The sequence below is a fragment of the Herbiconiux ginsengi genome (assembly GCF_900107435.1).
Taxonomy (GTDB): Bacteria; Actinomycetota; Actinomycetes; order Actinomycetales; family Microbacteriaceae; genus Herbiconiux; species Herbiconiux ginsengi.
In genome coordinates this window covers 55,190-72,782 of record NZ_FNPZ01000006.1, presented here as the reverse complement: position 1 = coordinate 72,782, position 17,593 = coordinate 55,190, and the positions used below count along the sequence as shown (strand labels likewise).

Here is a 17,593-nt window from a genome sequence, read left to right as displayed (position 1 = left end):
CTCAGCCCTTGCGCTGAGCGCGGTAGGCCGAGGGGCTCACGCCGTGGGTGCGGCGGAACTGGCGCGAGAAGTAGAACTGATCGTTCATGCCGACCTCCCGCCCGACCTCCGCGACCGGCAGCGTCGTCGTGTCGAGAAGGCGGCGCGCCCGCGCCATCTTCAGCGCCGTGTGGTGCGCGAGAACGCCCCCGCCGGTGGCCTCGCGGAACAGGGCGCTGAGGTGCGACGACGAGACGCCCACCAGAGCGGCCAACTCGGGCACCCGGATGGTGCCGTCGACGCGTTCTTCGAGATAGCGCATCGCGCGTTCGAGCGGCTCGCCCTGCTCGGGAAGGCGCCGGTCGACCGCGAGCTGGGTGAGCATCCGCCACGCCATCCCGGCGGTGGCCAGCAATCGCGCGGGCGACTGGTCGCGCTCGAGCGAACCCACGATCTCGTCGAGCATGGCCGTGATGCGATCGACGGCGCGCAACGACAAGGCGATCCGGGTCGGGTCGATGCCGGCGGCCTCGATCAGTTCGGGCACGTCGGTGCCGCGTACGTGGCACCACCAGATGGTCCACGGATCGGTCTCCGAAGCCCCGTAGGAGTGGGGGATGCCGCCCGGTAGCACGATCGCCGTCGACGAACCGACGCGCGTGCGCACACCGTCGACGTCGACCCAGCCCGAACCGGCGACGCAGACGATCACGATCGTCTCCTCGGCGCCCGCGAGGCGGTGCCGCCCGTGGGCGACCGCGTGCGGAAAGTACCCCGCGTCGGTGACGACCAGTCGCCGGGTGACCGGTCGGGCGAGCGCCTCGGTCACGAGCGGGCGCGGCACGACGCACAACCGCTGGTTGTCGAAGCCCACCGCGCGTTCCATGGAGTCATTCTGTCACCTCAGCGAATCATCCATACTCGCCCGATCATCTGCCATGGAGCGGCGCCCGGGTCGCCCCTACTCTCGATGCTGTGACGAACGCCGAAGACGACTCCGCCCGCATCGCCCTCCCTCCCGCGCCCGCCGATCAGCAGGCGATCCTGGATGCCGGCGGCGTGGCGTGCTGGAGCGAACCGGTGGAGATCGGCACCTACGAGCCGGCCGACCCCGACCGCTACCCCCTGTTCCTCGACCGCCGGGTCTACCAAGGATCGAGCGGTCGGGTTTACCCCATCCCCTTCGTCGACCGCATCGCGCAGCACAAGACCCCCCGGCTGTGGCGGGCCATCCACCTCGAGAACCGCTGGGTGCGCCTCATGCTGCTGCCGGAGATCGGCGGTCGCATCCACATCGGCTACGACAAGACCAACGGCTACGACTTCTTCTACCGCAACAACGTCATCAAGCCCGCGCTGGTCGGCCTCGCCGGTCCGTGGGTCTCCGGTGGCGTGGAGTTCAACTGGCCCCAACACCATCGACCGGCCACCTTCCTGCCGGTCGAGACGGCGATCGCGCGAACGGATGCCGGTGACGTGACGGTGTGGCACTCCGACCTCGATCCGCTGCAGCGGATGCGCGGCAGCCACGGTGTGCGCCTGCGCGGCGACAGCTCGGTGATCGAAGTGGCGGCCCGGCTCCACAACCGCACCGACGAACCGCAGACCTTCCTCTGGTGGGCGAACGTGGCCGCGCGGTCGCACGCGAACTACCAGTCGTTCTTCCCGACCGACGTGCGCTTCGTCGCCGACCACGCGCGCCGGGCGATCACCGCGTTCCCGCGCGCCGACCGGCCGTACTACGGGGTCGACTATCCCGCCCTCGCCGACGCGGCGCATCCGGACGCCGACCGCATCGACTATTACGGCAACATCCCGGTGCCCACCTCGTACATGGTCACCGACACCGGCGACAGCTTCTTCGGCGGCTACGACCACGACGCCCGGGCGGGCTTCGTGCACTGGGCCGATCGCTCGATCGCACCGGGCAAGAAGCAGTGGACCTGGGGCAACGGCCCGATCGGACACGCCTGGGATGCGCAGCTGACCGACGGCGACGGGCCGTACGTGGAGCTGATGGCGGGCGTCTACACCGACAACCAGCCCGACTTCAGCTGGCTCGCGCCCGGGGAGACGAAGGAGTTCAGCCAGTTCTGGTTCCCGATCCGGCAGCTCGGTCCGGCCCACCAGGCCACCCGGGAGATCGCAGTGAGCCTTCGGGTGGAGCGACCGGGCGACGCCGATGCTCTCCCTGCCGACGGGCGCGAGCACACCGTCGTACGGGTGGGCGTCTCGAGCGCGGTCGAGCACGAACGGGCCGCGGTCGTGCTCGAACGTCTCGGCGAGGTGGTGACCGAGTGGGAGACGGCGCTCTCGCCGGCACGACCCTTCGTCGCCACCACCACGGTCGCGAGCCCCGGCACAGACGATCACGAGCTGACCCTGCGAGTGCTCTCCGACGGCCGTGAGCTGATCTCCTGGCAGCCACGGGACACTCATTCCGCGACACCGGATGAGTCAGGCTCGGCCGCCGACCCGGATGCCGCCGCGACCCGCCCGGCGGAGCCCTGGGTGGCCACCGAACCGCCGCTGCCCGCCGACATCGAGAGCGTCGACGAGCTCTACCTGACGGGCGTGCACCTGGTGCAGTACCGGCACCCGACGCGCTCCGCCGAGCCCTACTTCGAGGAGGTGCTGCGGCGCGACCCGTCGGATTCGCGGGCTTCGATCGCGCTCGGCACCTGGCACGCGCATCGCGGCGAGTACGCCGTGGCGCGCACCCTGTTCGAGAACGCGCTGCAGCGGCTCACCCGTCGCAACCTGAACCCCACCAGCGGCGAGGCCAGCTATCGCCTCGCCCTCGTGCTCGAGCGTCAGGGTGAGTACCGGGCGGCCGCCGAGCGCTACGCCAAAGCCGCCTGGGATGCGGCGTGGGCGCATCCGGCTGCTCTCGCACTGGCCCGCCTGGCCTTGCGCGCCGGGCACCCCGCGGAGGCGCTCATCCACGCCGGCGAGGCCCGCCGCCTCGACGCGCGGAGCCCGGAGGCCGCGCACCTCGAGATCCTCGCCCTCCGCCGGCTCGGACGCGACACCCGGTCGGCCGCACTCCTCGACGAGACCCTCGAGGCCGACCCGCTCGACCCCGTCGCGCTCGCCTTGGCCGGCCGCCTCGCCACCGCCGATCCGAAGACGCCCCTCCTGGTGGCCGTCGGGTTCGCGCGCGCAGGCCAGTGGTCGGAGGCGCTGTCGCTCACCGACGCCCTCGTGACGCCTCCGTCGGGCACAGCCCCTCGCGGCGCCACGGCACCCATGACCTTCGGCAATCCGGTGCCGCTCGCCCACTACCTGCGGGCCACCTGGATCACCGCGCAGGGAGGCCGCGACGCGGAAGCCCGCGCCGCCGCCGAGCGATCGGCCGCCCGAGCCGCCGACACCACCTACGCCTTCCCCGCCGGCCTCGACGAGCACGACGCCTTGGTGGCGGCGAGCGCCGCCGACCCGCACGACGCCGTCGCTCCGGCTCTCCTCGGCGCCTGGCTCCTCGACGCGGGCCGCACTGCGGACGCCCGTATCGCACTCGACAGCGCGCTCGCGAACGGCTCGGCCGATCCGGTGGCGTGGCGGAACGCCGCGGTCGCCACTGTGAACACCGGCGGCGACCCCGAGACCGCCGACGCCTTCTTCTCGCGCGCCCTCGAACTCAGCCCCGACGACCCGCGCCTGGTGTTCGAGCGCGACCTGCTGGCGCGTCTGCGCGGGGTCCCGGCGGCCGATCGCCTGGCCACGATCGAACGACACGACCCCCGCGTCTTCACGCGAGACGACCTCACCCTCAGCTACCTCGACCTCCTGCTCGCCGCCGGCCGGGTCGACGAGGCCCTGCACATCCTCTCCACGAGGCGCTTCCAGCCCTTCGAAGGCGGCGAAGGCACGGTGATCGCCGCCTACGACCGCGCCACCCTCACGGTCGCCCGCCGGCTCATCGACACCGACCCACACGCCGCCGTCGAGTTGCTGAGCTCCGGCATCGAGGTGCCCGCCAATCTCGGCGAGGGGCGGCATCCGGCCCACAGCATGGCCGAACGCTTCCTGCTGCTCGGCGACGCCCGCGCACGCATCGGCGACACCGTCGGAGCGATCGAGGCCTGGCAACGGGCGCGGGCGGGCGCCGGCGCGCTCGCGGTGACGCCCCGCCCCACCGAAGCGGACGATTTCTGGGTGGGAGTCGCCCACCTCCGACTCGACGAGGCGGCGGCCGCCGAGCGGGTGTGGTCGGCTCTCGAGGCCCGCGCGGGGCAGCTCGAACAGGAGAAACAGCAAGTGGACTACTTCGCCACGTCGCTGCCGGAACTCTTGCTCTTCGACATCGACACCGAGGCAGCGAGGGCGCGCACGGCCGCCCGACTGCGAGACTGGGCGAGGAGGGGCCGCGCCCTCTCCCGAGGAGAGGAAGCAGCGTGACCGACGCGAACGTGACCGGGCCGAATGCCTCCGCCACGACCACCGCCCCCGAATCCGCGCCCACCGCGCGTTACCTCGGCTCCGGAGCGGCGCCGGCCGCCGACGCGTCCGCCCTCACCGGCCCCGTGCCCGCCCACCTGCCGCAGCGCCTCACCATCACGCTCTGGGACTTCTCGTGGTACACCCACGCCGAGCCGGGCGGCCCCTTCGCCGACCTCGACGCGGCATGCGCGAAGGCAGCCGCTCTCGGTTACAACACGATCCGCATCTGCGCCGCTCCGCTGCTGCTGTTCAGCGGCCTGGCCCACGAGGGCCGGCCGCTCGCCGACCTCGCCGGCGCTCTCGAGATCGAGGGCCTCGGGGCCTCACCGCACGGCGGCTTCTTCGGGCAGCGCACCCGTTGGTACGACACCCCGGGCGGCTACCGCGTCGACCTCCGAGCCCGCCTCCTCGAGCTGTTCGACGCGGCCGAACGGCACGGCCTGGTCGTCATCCTCGCGAGCTGGGAGTACCAGCAGTCGCCCGCCTACGCACGCTCGAGCGACTGGTTCGAGGCGATCGACGCCGTGCCGCCGGCCGACCGGTACGCCCTGCTCGGCGCATCCTGGAGCCGGATGCTCGACTTCCTCACCGAGGCCGGCCACCGCGACACGATCGCCCTGGTCGAGCTGCACAACGAGGTCGACTTCTCGATCCTCCCCCCGCTCGGCGACGGCGCGGAGTCGGGCATCGGCGGCGCGATCGAGATCGCGCGGCTGCGGCAGGAGCATCCCGATCTCCTCGTCACCGCGAGCTACGGCAAGCCGCCCCACCTGGCGATGCACCAGGTGCCCGATGAACTCGGGGCCGCCCAGTTCCACGTCTACAGCTACGGCGTGCTCGACGCCCTGCAGAAGCTGGTCGACATCCGCTCCGAGGGCAGCGAGGGCTTCCCGAACGCGATGCTCGCCTCGCTGCTCACCGCGGATGCGCCGACGCCGGCCGAGTACGGTCGGGCGGCTGCGTGGAAGTACCGTGCGACGGTGGTCACCGACCAGATGATCTACGGATACGACTGGCTCGACGCCGACGCCTGGGACACCTGGCTCTACCAGAACTACGGCCCTTACCGCGAAGTGATGCAGCGCGAGATCGAGTCACGAGTGATCGCGATCGCCGAGTGGGCTCGCTGGCGAGGCGTGCCCGCCGTGGTCGGCGAGGGCTGGATCGGGTACACCCCGCTGCACGGAACCTTCGAAGAGGGCCCGGTGGGGCGTGCGCTCGCCGAGCACGGCATCCGCACCGCTCTCGACCACGGTGTCTGGGGCATGGTGCTCTGCTCCAACGCGGCGCCGCACCATCCGATGTGGGCCGATGAGAAATGGCAGACGCGGATGAACGCCGAGATCCTCGCCCGGTAGCTCGAGCTCGACGCGCGGCCCCGTGCGCCGGAGCGCCGCGGGGCCTCCGGTCAGCCCAGCTCGGCGGCCAGGCGACGGCCGGCCTCCCGCAGCCAGCGGAGGGTCTCGGCCATCGCGGCCTCGCCGCTGCCGGCCAGATCGGTCAGCGACACGACCGCGTCGAAGTCGCGCGGCGTCGACTGCACCGCGCCGGCCACCAGTCCGACACGCGCCCCTGCCGCACGGGCGACTCCCCGCACGTAGCTCGGCACCTTGCCCGACTCCGACTGGTGGTCGTAGCGGCCCTCTCCGGTCAGCACCACGTCGGCGTCGGCGACCGCCCCGGCCAGGCCGATCTCCTCCCCCACTGAGGCCGCCCCGGCCGTGAGTGTCGCGCCCCAGGCCACCAAGCCGAAGCCCACACCGCCGGCCGCTCCGGTGCCGGACTCGCGGGGGTCGGTGCCCCGCGCATCCGTCACCAGCGTCGCGAAATTCTGGAGGTTCAGCTCGGCCTGGTGGGCCAGGCCCTCGCCGATGCCCTTCTGCGGTCCGAACACCGTCACCGCACCGAGGCGCCCGAGCAACGGGTTCGTGACATCCGTCAGCACCGTCACACCGCCGGGCGGCAACGCCGCGAGGCCCTCGAAGCTCGCCCGCACCACAGCGCCCAGCCCCCCGTTCCCCGCCGGCACCGGCGACCCGTCGACCCCCACGAACTGCGCGCCGAGCACCTGGAGCACTCCGGCGCCGCCGTCGGTCGAAGAGCTGCCGCCGATCGCGAGCACCAGCCGGTCGACTCCGGCGTCCAGCGCCGCGCGGATGGCCTGACCGAAGCCGATCGAGTGCGCCTCCAACGGGCGCAACGGATTCAGCAGGGTGATGCCGCTCGTGTTGGCGAGTTCGACTACCCCGGTGCCGCCGGCCTCCGTGCCGTCGACGCCGGGCAGAAGCAGCCAGTGGGCCTCGACCGTGCGGTCGTCCGGACCGGTGACGGTCACCGGCATCCGGCGCGCATCCGGCCGGGCGATGGCGAACGCATCCAACGCCCCTTCGCCGCCGTCGGCCATCGGCAGGCAGCGCACCTCGTCGTCCGGATGCACCTCCCGCCACCCGGCGGCGAGGCCGTCGGCGACCTCGATGGCCGTCGCCGTTCCTTTGAACGAATCCGGGGCCACGACCACTCGACGACGACTCATCCGCCCATCTCCTCACGACCGGTGACGGAGTGTCAAATCTCCTCCGGTTTGGTGCTTCGGCACGCGAGACGGAAGAGTGGAGACATGGGTACCGAACGCGCCGCCGGCCACGTCCACATCACCTTCGAACTGCCGGCCCTCGCGGCAGCCGAGCTCGCCGCGACCGGGTTGCCCACGACCTTTTACGCGGGGCCGACCGGCGAGCCGCGATCGGCCATTCTCGAGAGCGTGCGCGGGGCATCCGGAATCGTCTGCATGCTCTCCGACCGCATCGACGCCGAGGTGATGGATGCGGCGGGTCCGTCGCTGAAGGTCGTCGCCAACTATGCGGTCGGCTACGACAACATCGATCTCGCTGCGGCCCGCGAACGCGGAATCGTGGTGTCGAACACCCCGGGTGTGCTCGACAACGCGACGGCCGACCTCACGCTGGCGCTGCTGCTCGCCACCGCCCGACGGGTCGTCGAGGCCGACCGGTTCCTGCGCGCAGGCAACGACTGGACGTGGGAGCCCGACCTGTTCGTCGGACTCGACGTGTCGGGCGGGGCCACTCTCGGCATCGTGGGCCTCGGGCGGATCGGTCTCGCGGTCGCCCGACGCGCGGCCGCTTTCGACATGAGGATCATCGCGACGGGATCGCGGGCATCCTCGCCTGAGGCGGCGGCGCTCGGCATCCGCGCGGTCACGCTGCCGGAGCTGCTGGCGGAGAGCGACGTGGTGAGTCTGCACTGTCCGCTCACGGCGTCGACGCGGCACCTGATCGGCGCCCCGGAGCTGCGAGCGATGAAGTCGTCGGCCATCCTCATCAACACCGCCCGCGGACCGATCGTCGACGAGGTGGCTCTGGTGGAGGCGCTCCGCGACGGGGAGATCGGCGGGGCCGGGCTCGATGTGTATGAGTGGGAGCCTTCGGTCTCGGCCGGTCTCCTCGCCCTGCCGAACGTGGTGACGGCGCCGCACATCGGCAGCGCCGGAATCGCGACGCGAGAGCGGATGGCGTCACTGGCCGTGCAGAACGTGGCGGCGGTGCTGGCGGGGCTCGGAGCGGTGACTCCGGTGGACGGGGATGCACCAGGCGGGTCGGCCGAGCCTGAGGCTTCAGCCGATTCGGCCCCGACTCCTGTCGTACCCCGCGAGTTTCCGTGGTCGGAGGGCAGTTGGACGACCCCGCCCGCCGCATCCGCCGTCGACGGCACGGATCTCCTCGTCACCGCGGTCGAGGGCAGCGATGCCTGGCGCACCACCTCCTACGGCTTCGTGCACGACACCGAGCACGCCCTGCTGACGCCGTTCTCGCGGGACTCCGCGGTCGAGGTCGAGTTCACGGCGGACTTCGATGGGGAGTTCGACCAGGCCGGCCTCTTCCTGCGCATCGCCGATGACCGCTGGGTGAAGGCCGGGCTCGAGTTCTCGGAGGGTTCACTGCAGCTCGGAGCAGTCGTCACGGCGCCGACCTCGGATTGGTCGCTGGGACCGGTGCCGTCGTGGACGGGCCGCCGGGTGACGATCCGCGCGAGCTGGGCCGGCGACGCGGTGACGCTCCGTGCGCATGTCGACGACGAGCCCTCACGACTCGTGCGTGTACTGCCGTTCCCCCCGGACGCGGTCGCCTGGGCTGGCCCGCTGGTCTCCGCTCCCTCTCGCGCCGACCTCACGGTGCGCTTCCACGCCTGGCGCGTCACGGAGCCTGACGCCGCTCTGCACTAGACGCGCCGCGACGGCGACGATCTATCGGAGGTCAGCTCGGCCGTCCGCTCTCGCGAGAGCGGTGTGCCCTCGCAGGGGACGGCGACGCCCGAGGAGGAGCAGTATCGCCCCAGCCGCTCCGAGCAGGGCCACCCACGAGCCGAACCCCAGAGACTCTCCCGGCGTCGAGCCGGTCGCCGTCAGCTGGGGCGCCCCGACCGCCGCGGGCTCCGGCACGGGCGCCGGCGCCGGGGCGGGTGCCTTCAACGCGGCCAGGAAGGCTTCCGCGTTGACCAGCCCCGCACCCATGAGCACTCGATCCGTCCGTCGACCCCATCAGCGCCCAACCCCGGCCTCCGAAACCCACGACGCCCTCCGCGACAGCTGACGAGCAGGTGCGCGGAGGGCGTCGGAGCCGAATGATCGGCGAGGAGGCGAGCAGGCGGGGCCTAGAAGTCCCAGTCCTCGTCTTCGGTGTTCACGGCCTTGCCGATGACGTACGACGAGCCCGACCCCGAGAAGAAGTCGTGGTTCTCATCGGCGTTCGGCGAGAGGGCCGAGAGGATGGCGGGGTTCACATCCGTCACCGACTTCGGGAACATCGGCTCGTAGCCGAGGTTCATCAGCGCCTTGTTCGCGTTGTAGTGCAGGAACTTCTTGACGTCTTCGGTGAGACCGACCTCGTCGTAGAGATCCTGCGTGTACTGCACCTCGTTCTCGTAGAGGTCGTACATCAGCGAGAAGGTGTAGTCCTTGATCTCGTCGCGCTTGGCCTGGTCGACGAGCTCGAGCCCGCGCTGGAACTTGTAGCCGATGTAGTAGCCGTGCACCGCCTCGTCACGGATGATGAGGCGGATGAGGTCAGCCGTGTTCGTGAGCTTCGCCCGGCTCGACCAATACATCGGCAGGTAGAAACCGCTGTAGAACAGGAAGCTCTCGAGCAGGGTCGAGGCCACCTTCCGCTTCAGCGGCTCGTCGCCGTGGTAGTAGTCGAGAACGATCGACGCCTTCTTCTGCAGGTTCGGGTTCTCGGTCGACCAGCGGAACGCCTCGTCGATGTCCTTGGTGTTCGACAGCGTCGAGAAGATCGACGAATACGACTTGGCGTGCACCGACTCCATGAACGCGATGTTCGTGTAGACGGCCTCTTCGTGCGGCGTCAGCGAATCCGGGATGAGCGACACGGCGCCCACGGTGCCCTGAATGGTGTCGAGTAGCGTCAGCCCCGTGAACACGCGCATGGTGAGCGTCTGCTCGGCCGGCGTGAGCGTGGCCCACGACTGCACGTCGTTCGACAGCGGCACCTTCTCGGGCAGCCAGAAGTTGTTCACCAGCCGGTTCCACACCTCGACGTCTTTATCGTCTTGGATGCGGTTCCAGTTGATCGCCTGCACCTTGTCGACGAGCTTCAACGGCTCAGGAGGGGTCATTTCTCGGTCTCGCTTTCAGAGGATGAATCGAGCGCCGATACTTCGGCGCAGTAGGTGCATGTCGGGCTCATGATGCCCATGTTCGTATGGTGCCGGGTGTGAGCGCTGCGAGCGCTCGAGGGCATCGAGCGCCCGCGACGGACCGCAGACATCTTGGCGCGCGTCTCGTCCGACGCCGTCTTGCCGAAGTTCGGATTCTTTTCACCACGTTTCTGTTCAGACAGACGAGCTCTCGTCTCATCCGACAGTTTGCGTCCGAACGACGGATGCTCGGAGCCGAACTTGCCGAAGTTCGGGTTGTTCTCGCCGGTGATCGAGCCTTTGCGACGTTCGGACCAGATCGCCCGCTGCCGGTCGGAATGGGTCATCCCGAAGAACGGGTTGGCCGATCCCGGGCGGCTGGCACCTCGCCGCCCTGTCGACCGCGCGCGTGCGGCCTCTCGCTGCTCCGGAGTCCATGTGACTCCCGTCGGCCCGAGGCCGCCGTCTGCGATGTTCAGCAGTCGTGCGCCGCGCTCACGCAGATACGAGATCCAGGCCATCTCGGCGATACCGAGCTCCTCACGTTCGCGATAGACCTTCTCCAGCTCCACGATCTCGAAGGTTCCCGAATCCCGGCTCCGCAACCAGTCGTACAGCGGGGTCCGGCGTCCGCTCCGGGCGACCCGGAGATGCTGTTGAAGTCGGCGCCGGATCGGCACCGTCGTCTGGCCGACGTACCGGACGTCGCCGGTCGCGACGTCACGGATTCCATAGACGACGCCGACCGGTGCACCCAGCACTTCGACCGGAATGGAGAGAGTCATCGCACTAGTGAGCGCACGTCACAGCGTGCACGAGACGCACATGTCGAGCTCGGTGCCCTCAAGGGCCATCTGCCGCAAGCGGATGTAGTAGATGGTCTTGATGCCCTTGCGCCAGGCGTAGATCTGGGCCTTGTTGATGTCGCGCGTGGTCGCGGTGTCCTTGAAGAACAGCGTCAGCGAGAGGCCCTGGTCGACGTGCTGCGTGGCCGCGGCGTAGGTGTCGATGATCTTCTCGGCGCCGATCTCGTAGGCGTCGTCGTAGTACTCCAGGTTGTCGTTCGTGAGGAACGGCGCCGGGTAGTAGACGCGGCCGATCTTGCCTTCCTTGCGGATCTCGATCTTCGACGCCACCGGGTGGATCGACGAGGTCGAGTTGTTGATGTAGGAGATCGATCCGGTGGGCGGCACGGCCTGCAGGTTCTGGTTGTAGATGCCGTGCTGCTGGATCGACGCCTTCAGCGCCAGCCAGTCCTCCTGCGTGGGGATGTGGATGTTCGAGGTCTCGAACAGCTCCGCCACGCGAGTCGTCGCCGGCACCCACGGCGCATCCGTGTACTTGTCGAAGAACTCGCCGCTCGCGTAGGTCGAGTCGTCGAAGCCGTCGAACTTCTCGCCGCGCTCGATCGCGATCGCGTTGGAGGCCCGCAGCGCGTGGAACAGCACGGTGTAGAAGTAGATGTTCGTGAAGTCGACACCCTCTTCCGAGCCGTAGTACACGCGCTCGCGGGCGAGGTAGCCGTGCAGGTTCATCTGGCCGAGACCGATGGCGTGCGTCTTGTCGTTGCCGTCTTCGATCGAGCGCACCGACGCGATGTGCGATTGGTTCGACACCGAGGTGAGGCCGCGGATGGCGGTCTCGACCGTGCGGCCGAAGTCGGGCGAGTCCATGGTGAGCGCGATGTTCAGCGAACCCAGGTTGCACGAGATGTCTTTACCGATCGACGCGTAGGACAGGTCTTCGTTGTACGTCGTGGGCGTGTTGACCTGCAGGATCTCCGAGCACAGGTTCGACATGTTGATGCGGCCCTTGATGGGGTTCGCCTTGTTGACGGTGTCTTCGTACATGATGTACGGGTAGCCCGACTCGAACTGGATCTCGGCGAGGGTCTGGAAGAACTCACGCGCCTTGATCTTGGTCTTGCGGATGCGCGGGTCGTCGACCATCTCGCGATACTTCTCGGTCACCGAGATGTCGCCGAAGGGCAGGTTGTAGACCTTCTCGACGTCGTAGGGCGAGAAGAGGTACATGTCTTCGTCGTTCTTCGCGAGTTCGAAGGTGATGTCGGGCACGACGACACCGAGCGAGAGCGTCTTGATGCGGATCTTCTCATCCGCGTTCTCGCGCTTGGTGTCGAGGAACTTCATGATGTCGGGGTGGTGGGCGCTCAGGTAGACCGCGCCGGCACCCTGACGGGCACCGAGCTGGTTGGCGTAGCTGAAGGAGTCTTCGAGCAGCTTCATCACGGGGATGATGCCCGAGGACTGGTTCTCGATCTGCTTGATCGGCGCGCCGGCCTCACGGATGTTCGACAGCAGCAGGGCCACGCCGCCGCCGCGCTTGGACAGCTGCAGAGCCGAGTTGATGCCGCGGGCGATCGACTCCATGTTGTCTTCGATGCGCAGCAGGAAGCAGGAGACCAGCTCACCGCGCTGGGCCTTGCCGGTGTTCAGGAAGGTGGGCGTGGCCGGCTGGAAGCGACCGCCGATGATCTCCTCCACCAGGTTCGTGGCGAGCTCCTCGTCGCCCTGGGCGAGCCCGAGCGCCGTCATCACCACGCGGTCTTCGAAGCGCTCGAGGTAGCGCTTGCCGTCGAAGGTCTTGAGCGTGTAGCTCGTGTAGTACTTGAAGGCGCCGAGGAAGGTGTCGAAGCGGAACTTCTTCGAGTAGGCGAGGTCGTTGAGCTGCTGGATGAACTCGAACGAGTACTGGTCGAGCACCTCCTTCTCGTAGTACTCCTTCTCGACCAGGTAGTCGAGGCGCTCGCGCAGGTTGTGGAAGAAGACGGTGTTCTGGTTGACGTGCTGCAGGAAGTACTGCTTCGCGGCCTCTTTGTCTTTGTCGAACTGGATCAGCCCGTTCTCGTCGTAGAGGTTCAGCATCGCGTTGAGCGAGTGGTAGTCGAGCGCCGGCGCAGCCGTCGGCGCGTCGATCAGTGTTGCTTCCACAGTGTGTCCAATCCAATCTGGACGGCCTCACGGTCATCCGGGGTTCCAAATACTTCGAATCGATAGAGCAGCGGGGCCCCCGTTTTGCGCGCGACGATGTCGCCCGCAAGGCAGTAGGCCTCACCGAAATTGGTGTTGCCCGCGGCGATCACGCCACGGATGAGCGATCGGTTGCCCTCGTCGTTGAGGAACCGGATCACTTGCTTGGGAACGGCGCCCAGGCCGTTGCCCCCGCCATAAGTGGGGAGCACCAGCACGTAGGGCTTGGTCGCCTTGAGGTTGTCTTCGCGGGCGTGGAGCGGGATGCGCGAGGCCGGCCGACCGAGGGATTCGACGAAGCGGCGCGTGTTACCGGAGACACTCGAGAAATAGACGAGGTCGTCGGACACCGGACTCAGCTGGCCGCTGCGCGCGCCAGTTCCTCGATCTTGTCAGGACGGAAACCCGACCAGTGGTCACCCTCGCTGGTCATGACCACGGGAGCCTGCAGGTAGCCGAGTTCTTTGACCGTCTCGAGGGCCTTCTCGTCGACCGAGAGGTCGAAGATCTCGAACTCGAGACCCTTGTTCTCGAGAGCGCGGTAGGTCGCAGTGCACTGGACACAGGAGGGCTTCGTGTACACCGTGATTGCCATAAGGAATGCACCTTTCTCGAAGGAATTGAAGGTTGTGAAATCTTGAGTTGCCCGGCGCCGTATCCACTCCAACCCCGTGGAAATCCACTGCTTTCGTGGCTTCTCTGCGCCGGGAGTTCAATACTACATATAGTTGGTCGCGATATCGAGCACCCCTAGATGAAGTGTTACACCCGTGTAATTATCCACAGGTCATCCACATCTGTGCACATCTTTCCGACCCTTTCATCCACAGCCCGAGTGGCGGAATTCCGGCCTTCTACAGCCTCCTGTGGACAGCATCCACCCTCACCCCTGAGGATAAATCCGACCACCGACATTCAGCGTGTCGGGCGTGTCGCGCGCACCCTCCGCACCAGGGTCACCACGACGGCCGCCACGGCCAGCACGAGAGGGATGAGCAGGTTCGCGCCGGCGAGCAGGAGCAGCCCGGCGACGAGCACGGTGGAGACCGCCGCGAACCACCAGCCGATCCCGAAACGCGGCAGCAGCCGGAGCGCGGCCACGACGCCGAGCGCGTAGACCGAGACCATGCTCGAGGTGTGGATGAGGATGAACGGCGTGAGCACACCTCCCGTCACGAAGAAGGCGGCGAAGTACAGTGCCACCAGCAGGGCGACGAGCAGGAGCGCGCGTCGGGGGACCCCTCCGGCTTCCGCCCCCTTGGCGAACCATCGCGGCAGATGGCCGTCACGGCCGAGTGATGCGCCGAGGTTGGCGAGAGCGGCCACGTAAGTGTTCACCACCCCCAGGGCCACGATGGCCGCGATGGTGGCCACCACGTACTTCCCCCAGGCCGGCGCCGTCTCGGCCACGAGGTCGAGAAGTGGAACGGGGCTCGACCCGGCCCGATCGCCGAGCACACCGACCGTCACGATCTGGAGCCCCAGGTAACAGGCGCCCACCACGACGATCGCGATCGCCGTCGCGAGCGGGATGGTGCGGCGCGGCCTCGTGAACTCCCCCGCGATGTGCGTCACGGCCTCCCAACCCGCGAACGCCCAGACGAACAGACTCACCGCCAGACCGACACCGGCCCACCCGTGCGGAAGGAGTGGACTGAAGTTCGACACCTGCGAGGCCGGGGCGGCGACCGCGACGACACCCACCACGATCACCACGAGCAGGCCCGAGAGCACGAGCTGCGCCTTTCCGGAGAAGCGCAGGCCGAACGCGTTCAGGATGAACGGCGGAACAAGCAGCACCGGAGCGAGCACAAGCGCCACCCAGCGTTCGATCCCGAGCACGGCCACCACGTACTCGGCGCCGAGGAGCCCCACCACGGGAGCACCCACGGTGACGCCGAAGAAGAACCAGTACCCGGCCATGCGCGCGGCCGTCGGCCCGAGCGCGAGACGGACGAAGGTGGCCACGCCGCCGGCATCCGGAAACCGCGCCGCGAGCGCCGCGAAGGTACCGGCCAGCGGGATCGAGAGCCCGATCAATGCGATGACGGCGAGGATGGAGCCTGGACCTGCCGCCTCGGCCGCGAGCGCCGGCAACACCAAGATGCCGGTGCCGAGCACGGCCGCGATGTAGAGCGCCGTCCCCTGCGCGAGCCCGACGCTCGGCGCGTGCGCTGCCTCCGTCGGGCGTACGGACCCACCGGGGGCGACGGGTGCGGACGGTCCGGTTGCCATCCGCCCAGCATCGCGCACGCCCGCCCGCAGCGGAACACCCCGGCCGCCAGTCGGCGAGCGATTCCCGCCATTTCCGCACCCGACCATCACGACACCGGCGTTTCGGGAGGAGGAGAGCGGAACCCACCCCGATTTCGGCCTCGGTTCCGCTCTCCTCCTCCCGAAACGGCGCGGTCTAGTTCTCGCGGCCCCGCAGGCTCTCGGTGATCACGCGCATCGCGGAGGTGTCGGCGAGCGTCGCGGTGTCGCCGACCGAGCGGTTCTCCGCTACATCGCGCAGCAGGCGCCGCATGATCTTGCCCGAGCGGGTCTTCGGCAGCTCGGGCACCACGAGGATGCGCTTGGGCTTCGCGATCGGGCCGATCTCCGCCGCGACGTGCTTCATCAGGCCGGCCACGATCGCGTCCTGGTCGGCGCCGAGCGTGTCGCTCGCGCCGCGCAGGATGACGAACGCCACGATCGCCTGACCCGTGGTCTCGTCGGCGGCGCCCACCACGGCCGCCTCAGCGACGGCGAGGTGCGAGACCAGCGCCGATTCGACCTCCATGGTCGAGATGCGGTGGCCCGAGATGTTCATCACGTCGTCGACCCGGCCGAGCAACCAGATGTCGCCCTGTTCGTCGTATTTCGCGCCGTCGCCGGCGAAGTAGTAGCCCTGCTCGGCGAAGCGGTCCCAGTAGACCTCCTTCGCGCGCTCCGGGTCGCCCCAGATACCGCGGCTCATCGCGGGCCACGGCTTGTCGATCACCAGGTAGCCGCCCTCGCCCGGTTCCACCCGGCCGCCCTGCTCGTCGACCACCTGCACCGAGAGACCGGGGAGCGCCCGCTGGGCCGATCCCGGCTTCGTGGCGGTGACGCCCGGCAGCGGTGCCACCATGATGGCGCCGGTCTCCGTCTGCCACCAGGTGTCGACGATCGGGGCGCGGCCGCCGCCGATGTTGGTGCGGTACCACATCCAGGCCTCGGGGTTGATCGGCTCCCCCACGCTGCCGAGCACGCGCAGCGACGACAGGTCGTAGGCGTTCGGGATCTGGTCGCCCCACTTCATGAAGGTGCGGATGAGGGTGGGCGCGATGTAGTAGATCGTCACGCCGTACTTCTCGATGATCTCGAAGTGCCGGCCCTCGTGCGGCGTGTTCGGCGTGCCTTCGTACATCACCTGGGTGACGCGGTTGGCGAGCGGGCCGTAGACGATGTAGCTGTGGCCGGTGATCCAGCCGACGTCGGCGCCGCACCAGTAGACATCCGTGTCGGGCTTGAGATCGAAGACCGAGCGGTGAGTGTACGACGTCTGCGTGAGGTAGCCGCCGCTGGTGTGCAGGATGCCCTTGGGCTTTCCCGTGGTGCCGCTGGTGTAGAGGATGAAGAGCGGATGCTCGGCCGGGAACGCCTCGGGCTCGTGCGACGCCGATTGGGAGTCGACGAGGTCGTGCCACCAGAGGTCGCGCCCCTCGGTCATGGGAACGAGATCGGTCGTCGCGCCGCCCACGCGCTCCACCACCAGCACGTGCTCGACCGTCGACGCGCCCTCCAGCGCCTCGTCGACATTGGCCTTCATCGGCGCGGAGGCGCCGCGACGGTACTGCCCGTCGGACGTGATGACGAGCCGCGCCTCGGCATCGTCGACCCGCGCCCGCAGCGCCGCCGGCGAGAATCCGCCGAACACCACGCTGTGCACGAGCCCGAGCCGCGCGCAGGCGAGCATCGAGATGACCGCCTCGGGAATCATCGGCAGCTGGATGACCACGCGGTCGCCCGCCACGAGCCCGAGTGAGGCCAGGGCGTTCGCCGCGCGCGACACCTCGTCCTTCAGCTCGGCGTAGCTGATGTCGCGGGTGTCCCCCGGCTCGCCCACCCAATGCAGGGCGATCTGCGAGCCGTGGCCCGACTCGACGTGCCGGTCGACGCAGTTGTAGGCCACGTTGAGGGTGCCGTCACCGAACCAGCGGGCGTGCGGCGGGTTCGACCAGTCGAGCACCTCGGTGAAGGGGGTCGCCCAGCTGAGATGGCGGGCCTGCTCGGCCCAGAAGGTCTCCGGATCGGCCGCGGCGCGCTCATACGCCTCCGCACCGAGGTTCGCCTGGGCGGCGAAGGCGTCGCTCGGCGGAAAGGTGCGGGTCTCGTGCAGCAGGTTGTCGAAGACGTGACCGCCGTCGTGCGGCCCGACATCCTGCAGGGTGATGCGGGGCCCGTCGGGGGCGGTGGTGCGCGAATCCTCGGCCACAGGAGATCTCCTCGTTGAAACTCTGACGGTGGGTGATGCGGTGGGGATGCGG

General features: G+C 68.8%; 12 protein-coding genes and 1 pseudogene. 4 read left to right on the top strand and 9 right to left on the bottom strand.

Annotation, left to right across the window (positions count from 1 at the left end):
* Position 1 precedes the first annotated feature (1 nt).
* Complete coding sequence (locus BLW00_RS20355; RefSeq protein ID WP_092557697.1) at positions 2-865, bottom strand: AraC family transcriptional regulator; 864 nt, start codon at positions 863-865, stop codon at positions 2-4.
* Between the two features lie 89 nt (positions 866-954).
* Here BLW00_RS20355 and BLW00_RS20350 point away from each other — a divergent pair, with 89 nt between their 5' ends.
* A complete protein-coding gene (locus tag BLW00_RS20350) occupies positions 955-4,380 on the top strand; it encodes a DUF5107 domain-containing protein (protein ID WP_092557695.1) in 3,426 nt (1,141 codons plus the stop codon).
* Positions 4,377-5,780 (top strand): cellulase-like family protein, encoded by a 1,404-nt coding sequence (locus tag BLW00_RS20345; RefSeq protein ID WP_245741708.1) that lies wholly within the window; start codon positions 4,377-4,379, stop codon positions 5,778-5,780. The genes BLW00_RS20350 and BLW00_RS20345 overlap by 4 nt, the downstream gene beginning before the upstream one ends.
* Positions 5,781-5,830: 50 nt before the next feature.
* On the opposite strand, the gene BLW00_RS20340 is transcribed toward BLW00_RS20345, so the two are convergent.
* On the bottom strand, positions 5,831-6,955 hold the full coding sequence (locus BLW00_RS20340) for a glycerate kinase (protein ID WP_092557693.1): 1,125 nt from the start codon (positions 6,953-6,955) through the stop codon (positions 5,831-5,833).
* Here BLW00_RS20340 and BLW00_RS24135 point away from each other — a divergent pair.
* Together BLW00_RS24135 and BLW00_RS23865 are read left to right on the top strand one after the other, a co-directional pair.
* Positions 6,854-7,981, top strand: a pseudogene (locus BLW00_RS24135) (2-hydroxyacid dehydrogenase); the annotation flags it as partial. The gene BLW00_RS20340 and the pseudogene BLW00_RS24135 sit on opposite strands and share 102 nt — an antisense overlap.
* A gap of 30 nt (positions 7,982-8,011) precedes the next feature.
* Complete coding sequence (locus BLW00_RS23865) at positions 8,012-8,662, top strand: DUF1349 domain-containing protein (RefSeq protein ID WP_245741717.1); 651 nt, start codon at positions 8,012-8,014, stop codon at positions 8,660-8,662.
* Between the two features lie 428 nt (positions 8,663-9,090).
* Here BLW00_RS23865 and nrdF read toward each other — a convergent pair whose 3' ends face one another.
* The 7 genes from nrdF to acs all read right to left on the bottom strand — a co-directional run bounded on the left by nrdF (position 9,091) and on the right by acs (position 17,493).
* A complete protein-coding gene (gene nrdF / locus BLW00_RS20325; RefSeq protein ID WP_092557687.1) occupies positions 9,091-10,071 on the bottom strand; it encodes a class 1b ribonucleoside-diphosphate reductase subunit beta in 981 nt (326 codons plus the stop codon).
* Positions 10,068-10,877, bottom strand: a complete 810-nt coding sequence (locus BLW00_RS20320; RefSeq protein ID WP_092557685.1) for an NUMOD3 domain-containing DNA-binding protein — start codon at positions 10,875-10,877, stop codon at positions 10,068-10,070. Before BLW00_RS20320 ends, nrdF begins: the two co-directional genes overlap by 4 nt.
* Positions 10,878-10,895: 18 nt before the next feature.
* The gene (gene nrdE, locus BLW00_RS20315; RefSeq protein WP_281242438.1) at positions 10,896-13,043 is read right to left on the bottom strand and encodes a class 1b ribonucleoside-diphosphate reductase subunit alpha; all 2,148 of its coding nucleotides are present in this window, start codon (positions 13,041-13,043) and stop codon (positions 10,896-10,898) included.
* A complete protein-coding gene (nrdI, locus tag BLW00_RS20310; RefSeq protein ID WP_092557683.1) occupies positions 13,028-13,432 on the bottom strand; it encodes a class Ib ribonucleoside-diphosphate reductase assembly flavoprotein NrdI in 405 nt (134 codons plus the stop codon). Before nrdI ends, nrdE begins: the two co-directional genes overlap by 16 nt.
* A 5-nt stretch (positions 13,433-13,437) precedes the next feature.
* Positions 13,438-13,677 (bottom strand): glutaredoxin-like protein NrdH, encoded by a 240-nt coding sequence (nrdH, locus tag BLW00_RS20305; RefSeq protein ID WP_092557681.1) that lies wholly within the window; start codon positions 13,675-13,677, stop codon positions 13,438-13,440.
* A gap of 320 nt (positions 13,678-13,997) precedes the next feature.
* Positions 13,998-15,317 carry an APC family permease gene (locus BLW00_RS20300; protein WP_092557679.1) on the bottom strand — a complete coding sequence of 440 codons (1,320 nt, stop codon included), beginning with the start codon at positions 15,315-15,317 and terminating at the stop codon, positions 13,998-14,000.
* Between the two features lie 175 nt (positions 15,318-15,492).
* Positions 15,493-17,493: an acetate--CoA ligase gene (acs, locus tag BLW00_RS20295; protein WP_092557791.1), complete on the bottom strand. Its 2,001-nt coding sequence runs from the start codon at positions 17,491-17,493 to the stop codon at positions 15,493-15,495.
* Positions 17,494-17,593 lie beyond the last annotated feature (100 nt).

Coding starts and splice junctions, on each gene's coding strand:
- BLW00_RS20355 (WP_092557697.1), bottom strand. CDS start 865: ATGGAACGCGCGGTGGGCTTCGACAACCAGCGGTTGTGCGTCGTGCCG.
- BLW00_RS20340 (WP_092557693.1), bottom strand. CDS start 6,955: ATGAGTCGTCGTCGAGTGGTCGTGGCCCCGGATTCGTTCAAAGGAACG.
- nrdF (WP_092557687.1), bottom strand. CDS start 10,071: ATGACCCCTCCTGAGCCGTTGAAGCTCGTCGACAAGGTGCAGGCGATC.
- BLW00_RS20320 (WP_092557685.1), bottom strand. CDS start 10,877: ATGACTCTCTCCATTCCGGTCGAAGTGCTGGGTGCACCGGTCGGCGTC.
- nrdH (WP_092557681.1), bottom strand. CDS start 13,677: ATGGCAATCACGGTGTACACGAAGCCCTCCTGTGTCCAGTGCACTGCG.
- BLW00_RS20300 (WP_092557679.1), bottom strand. CDS start 15,317: ATGGCAACCGGACCGTCCGCACCCGTCGCCCCCGGTGGGTCCGTACGC.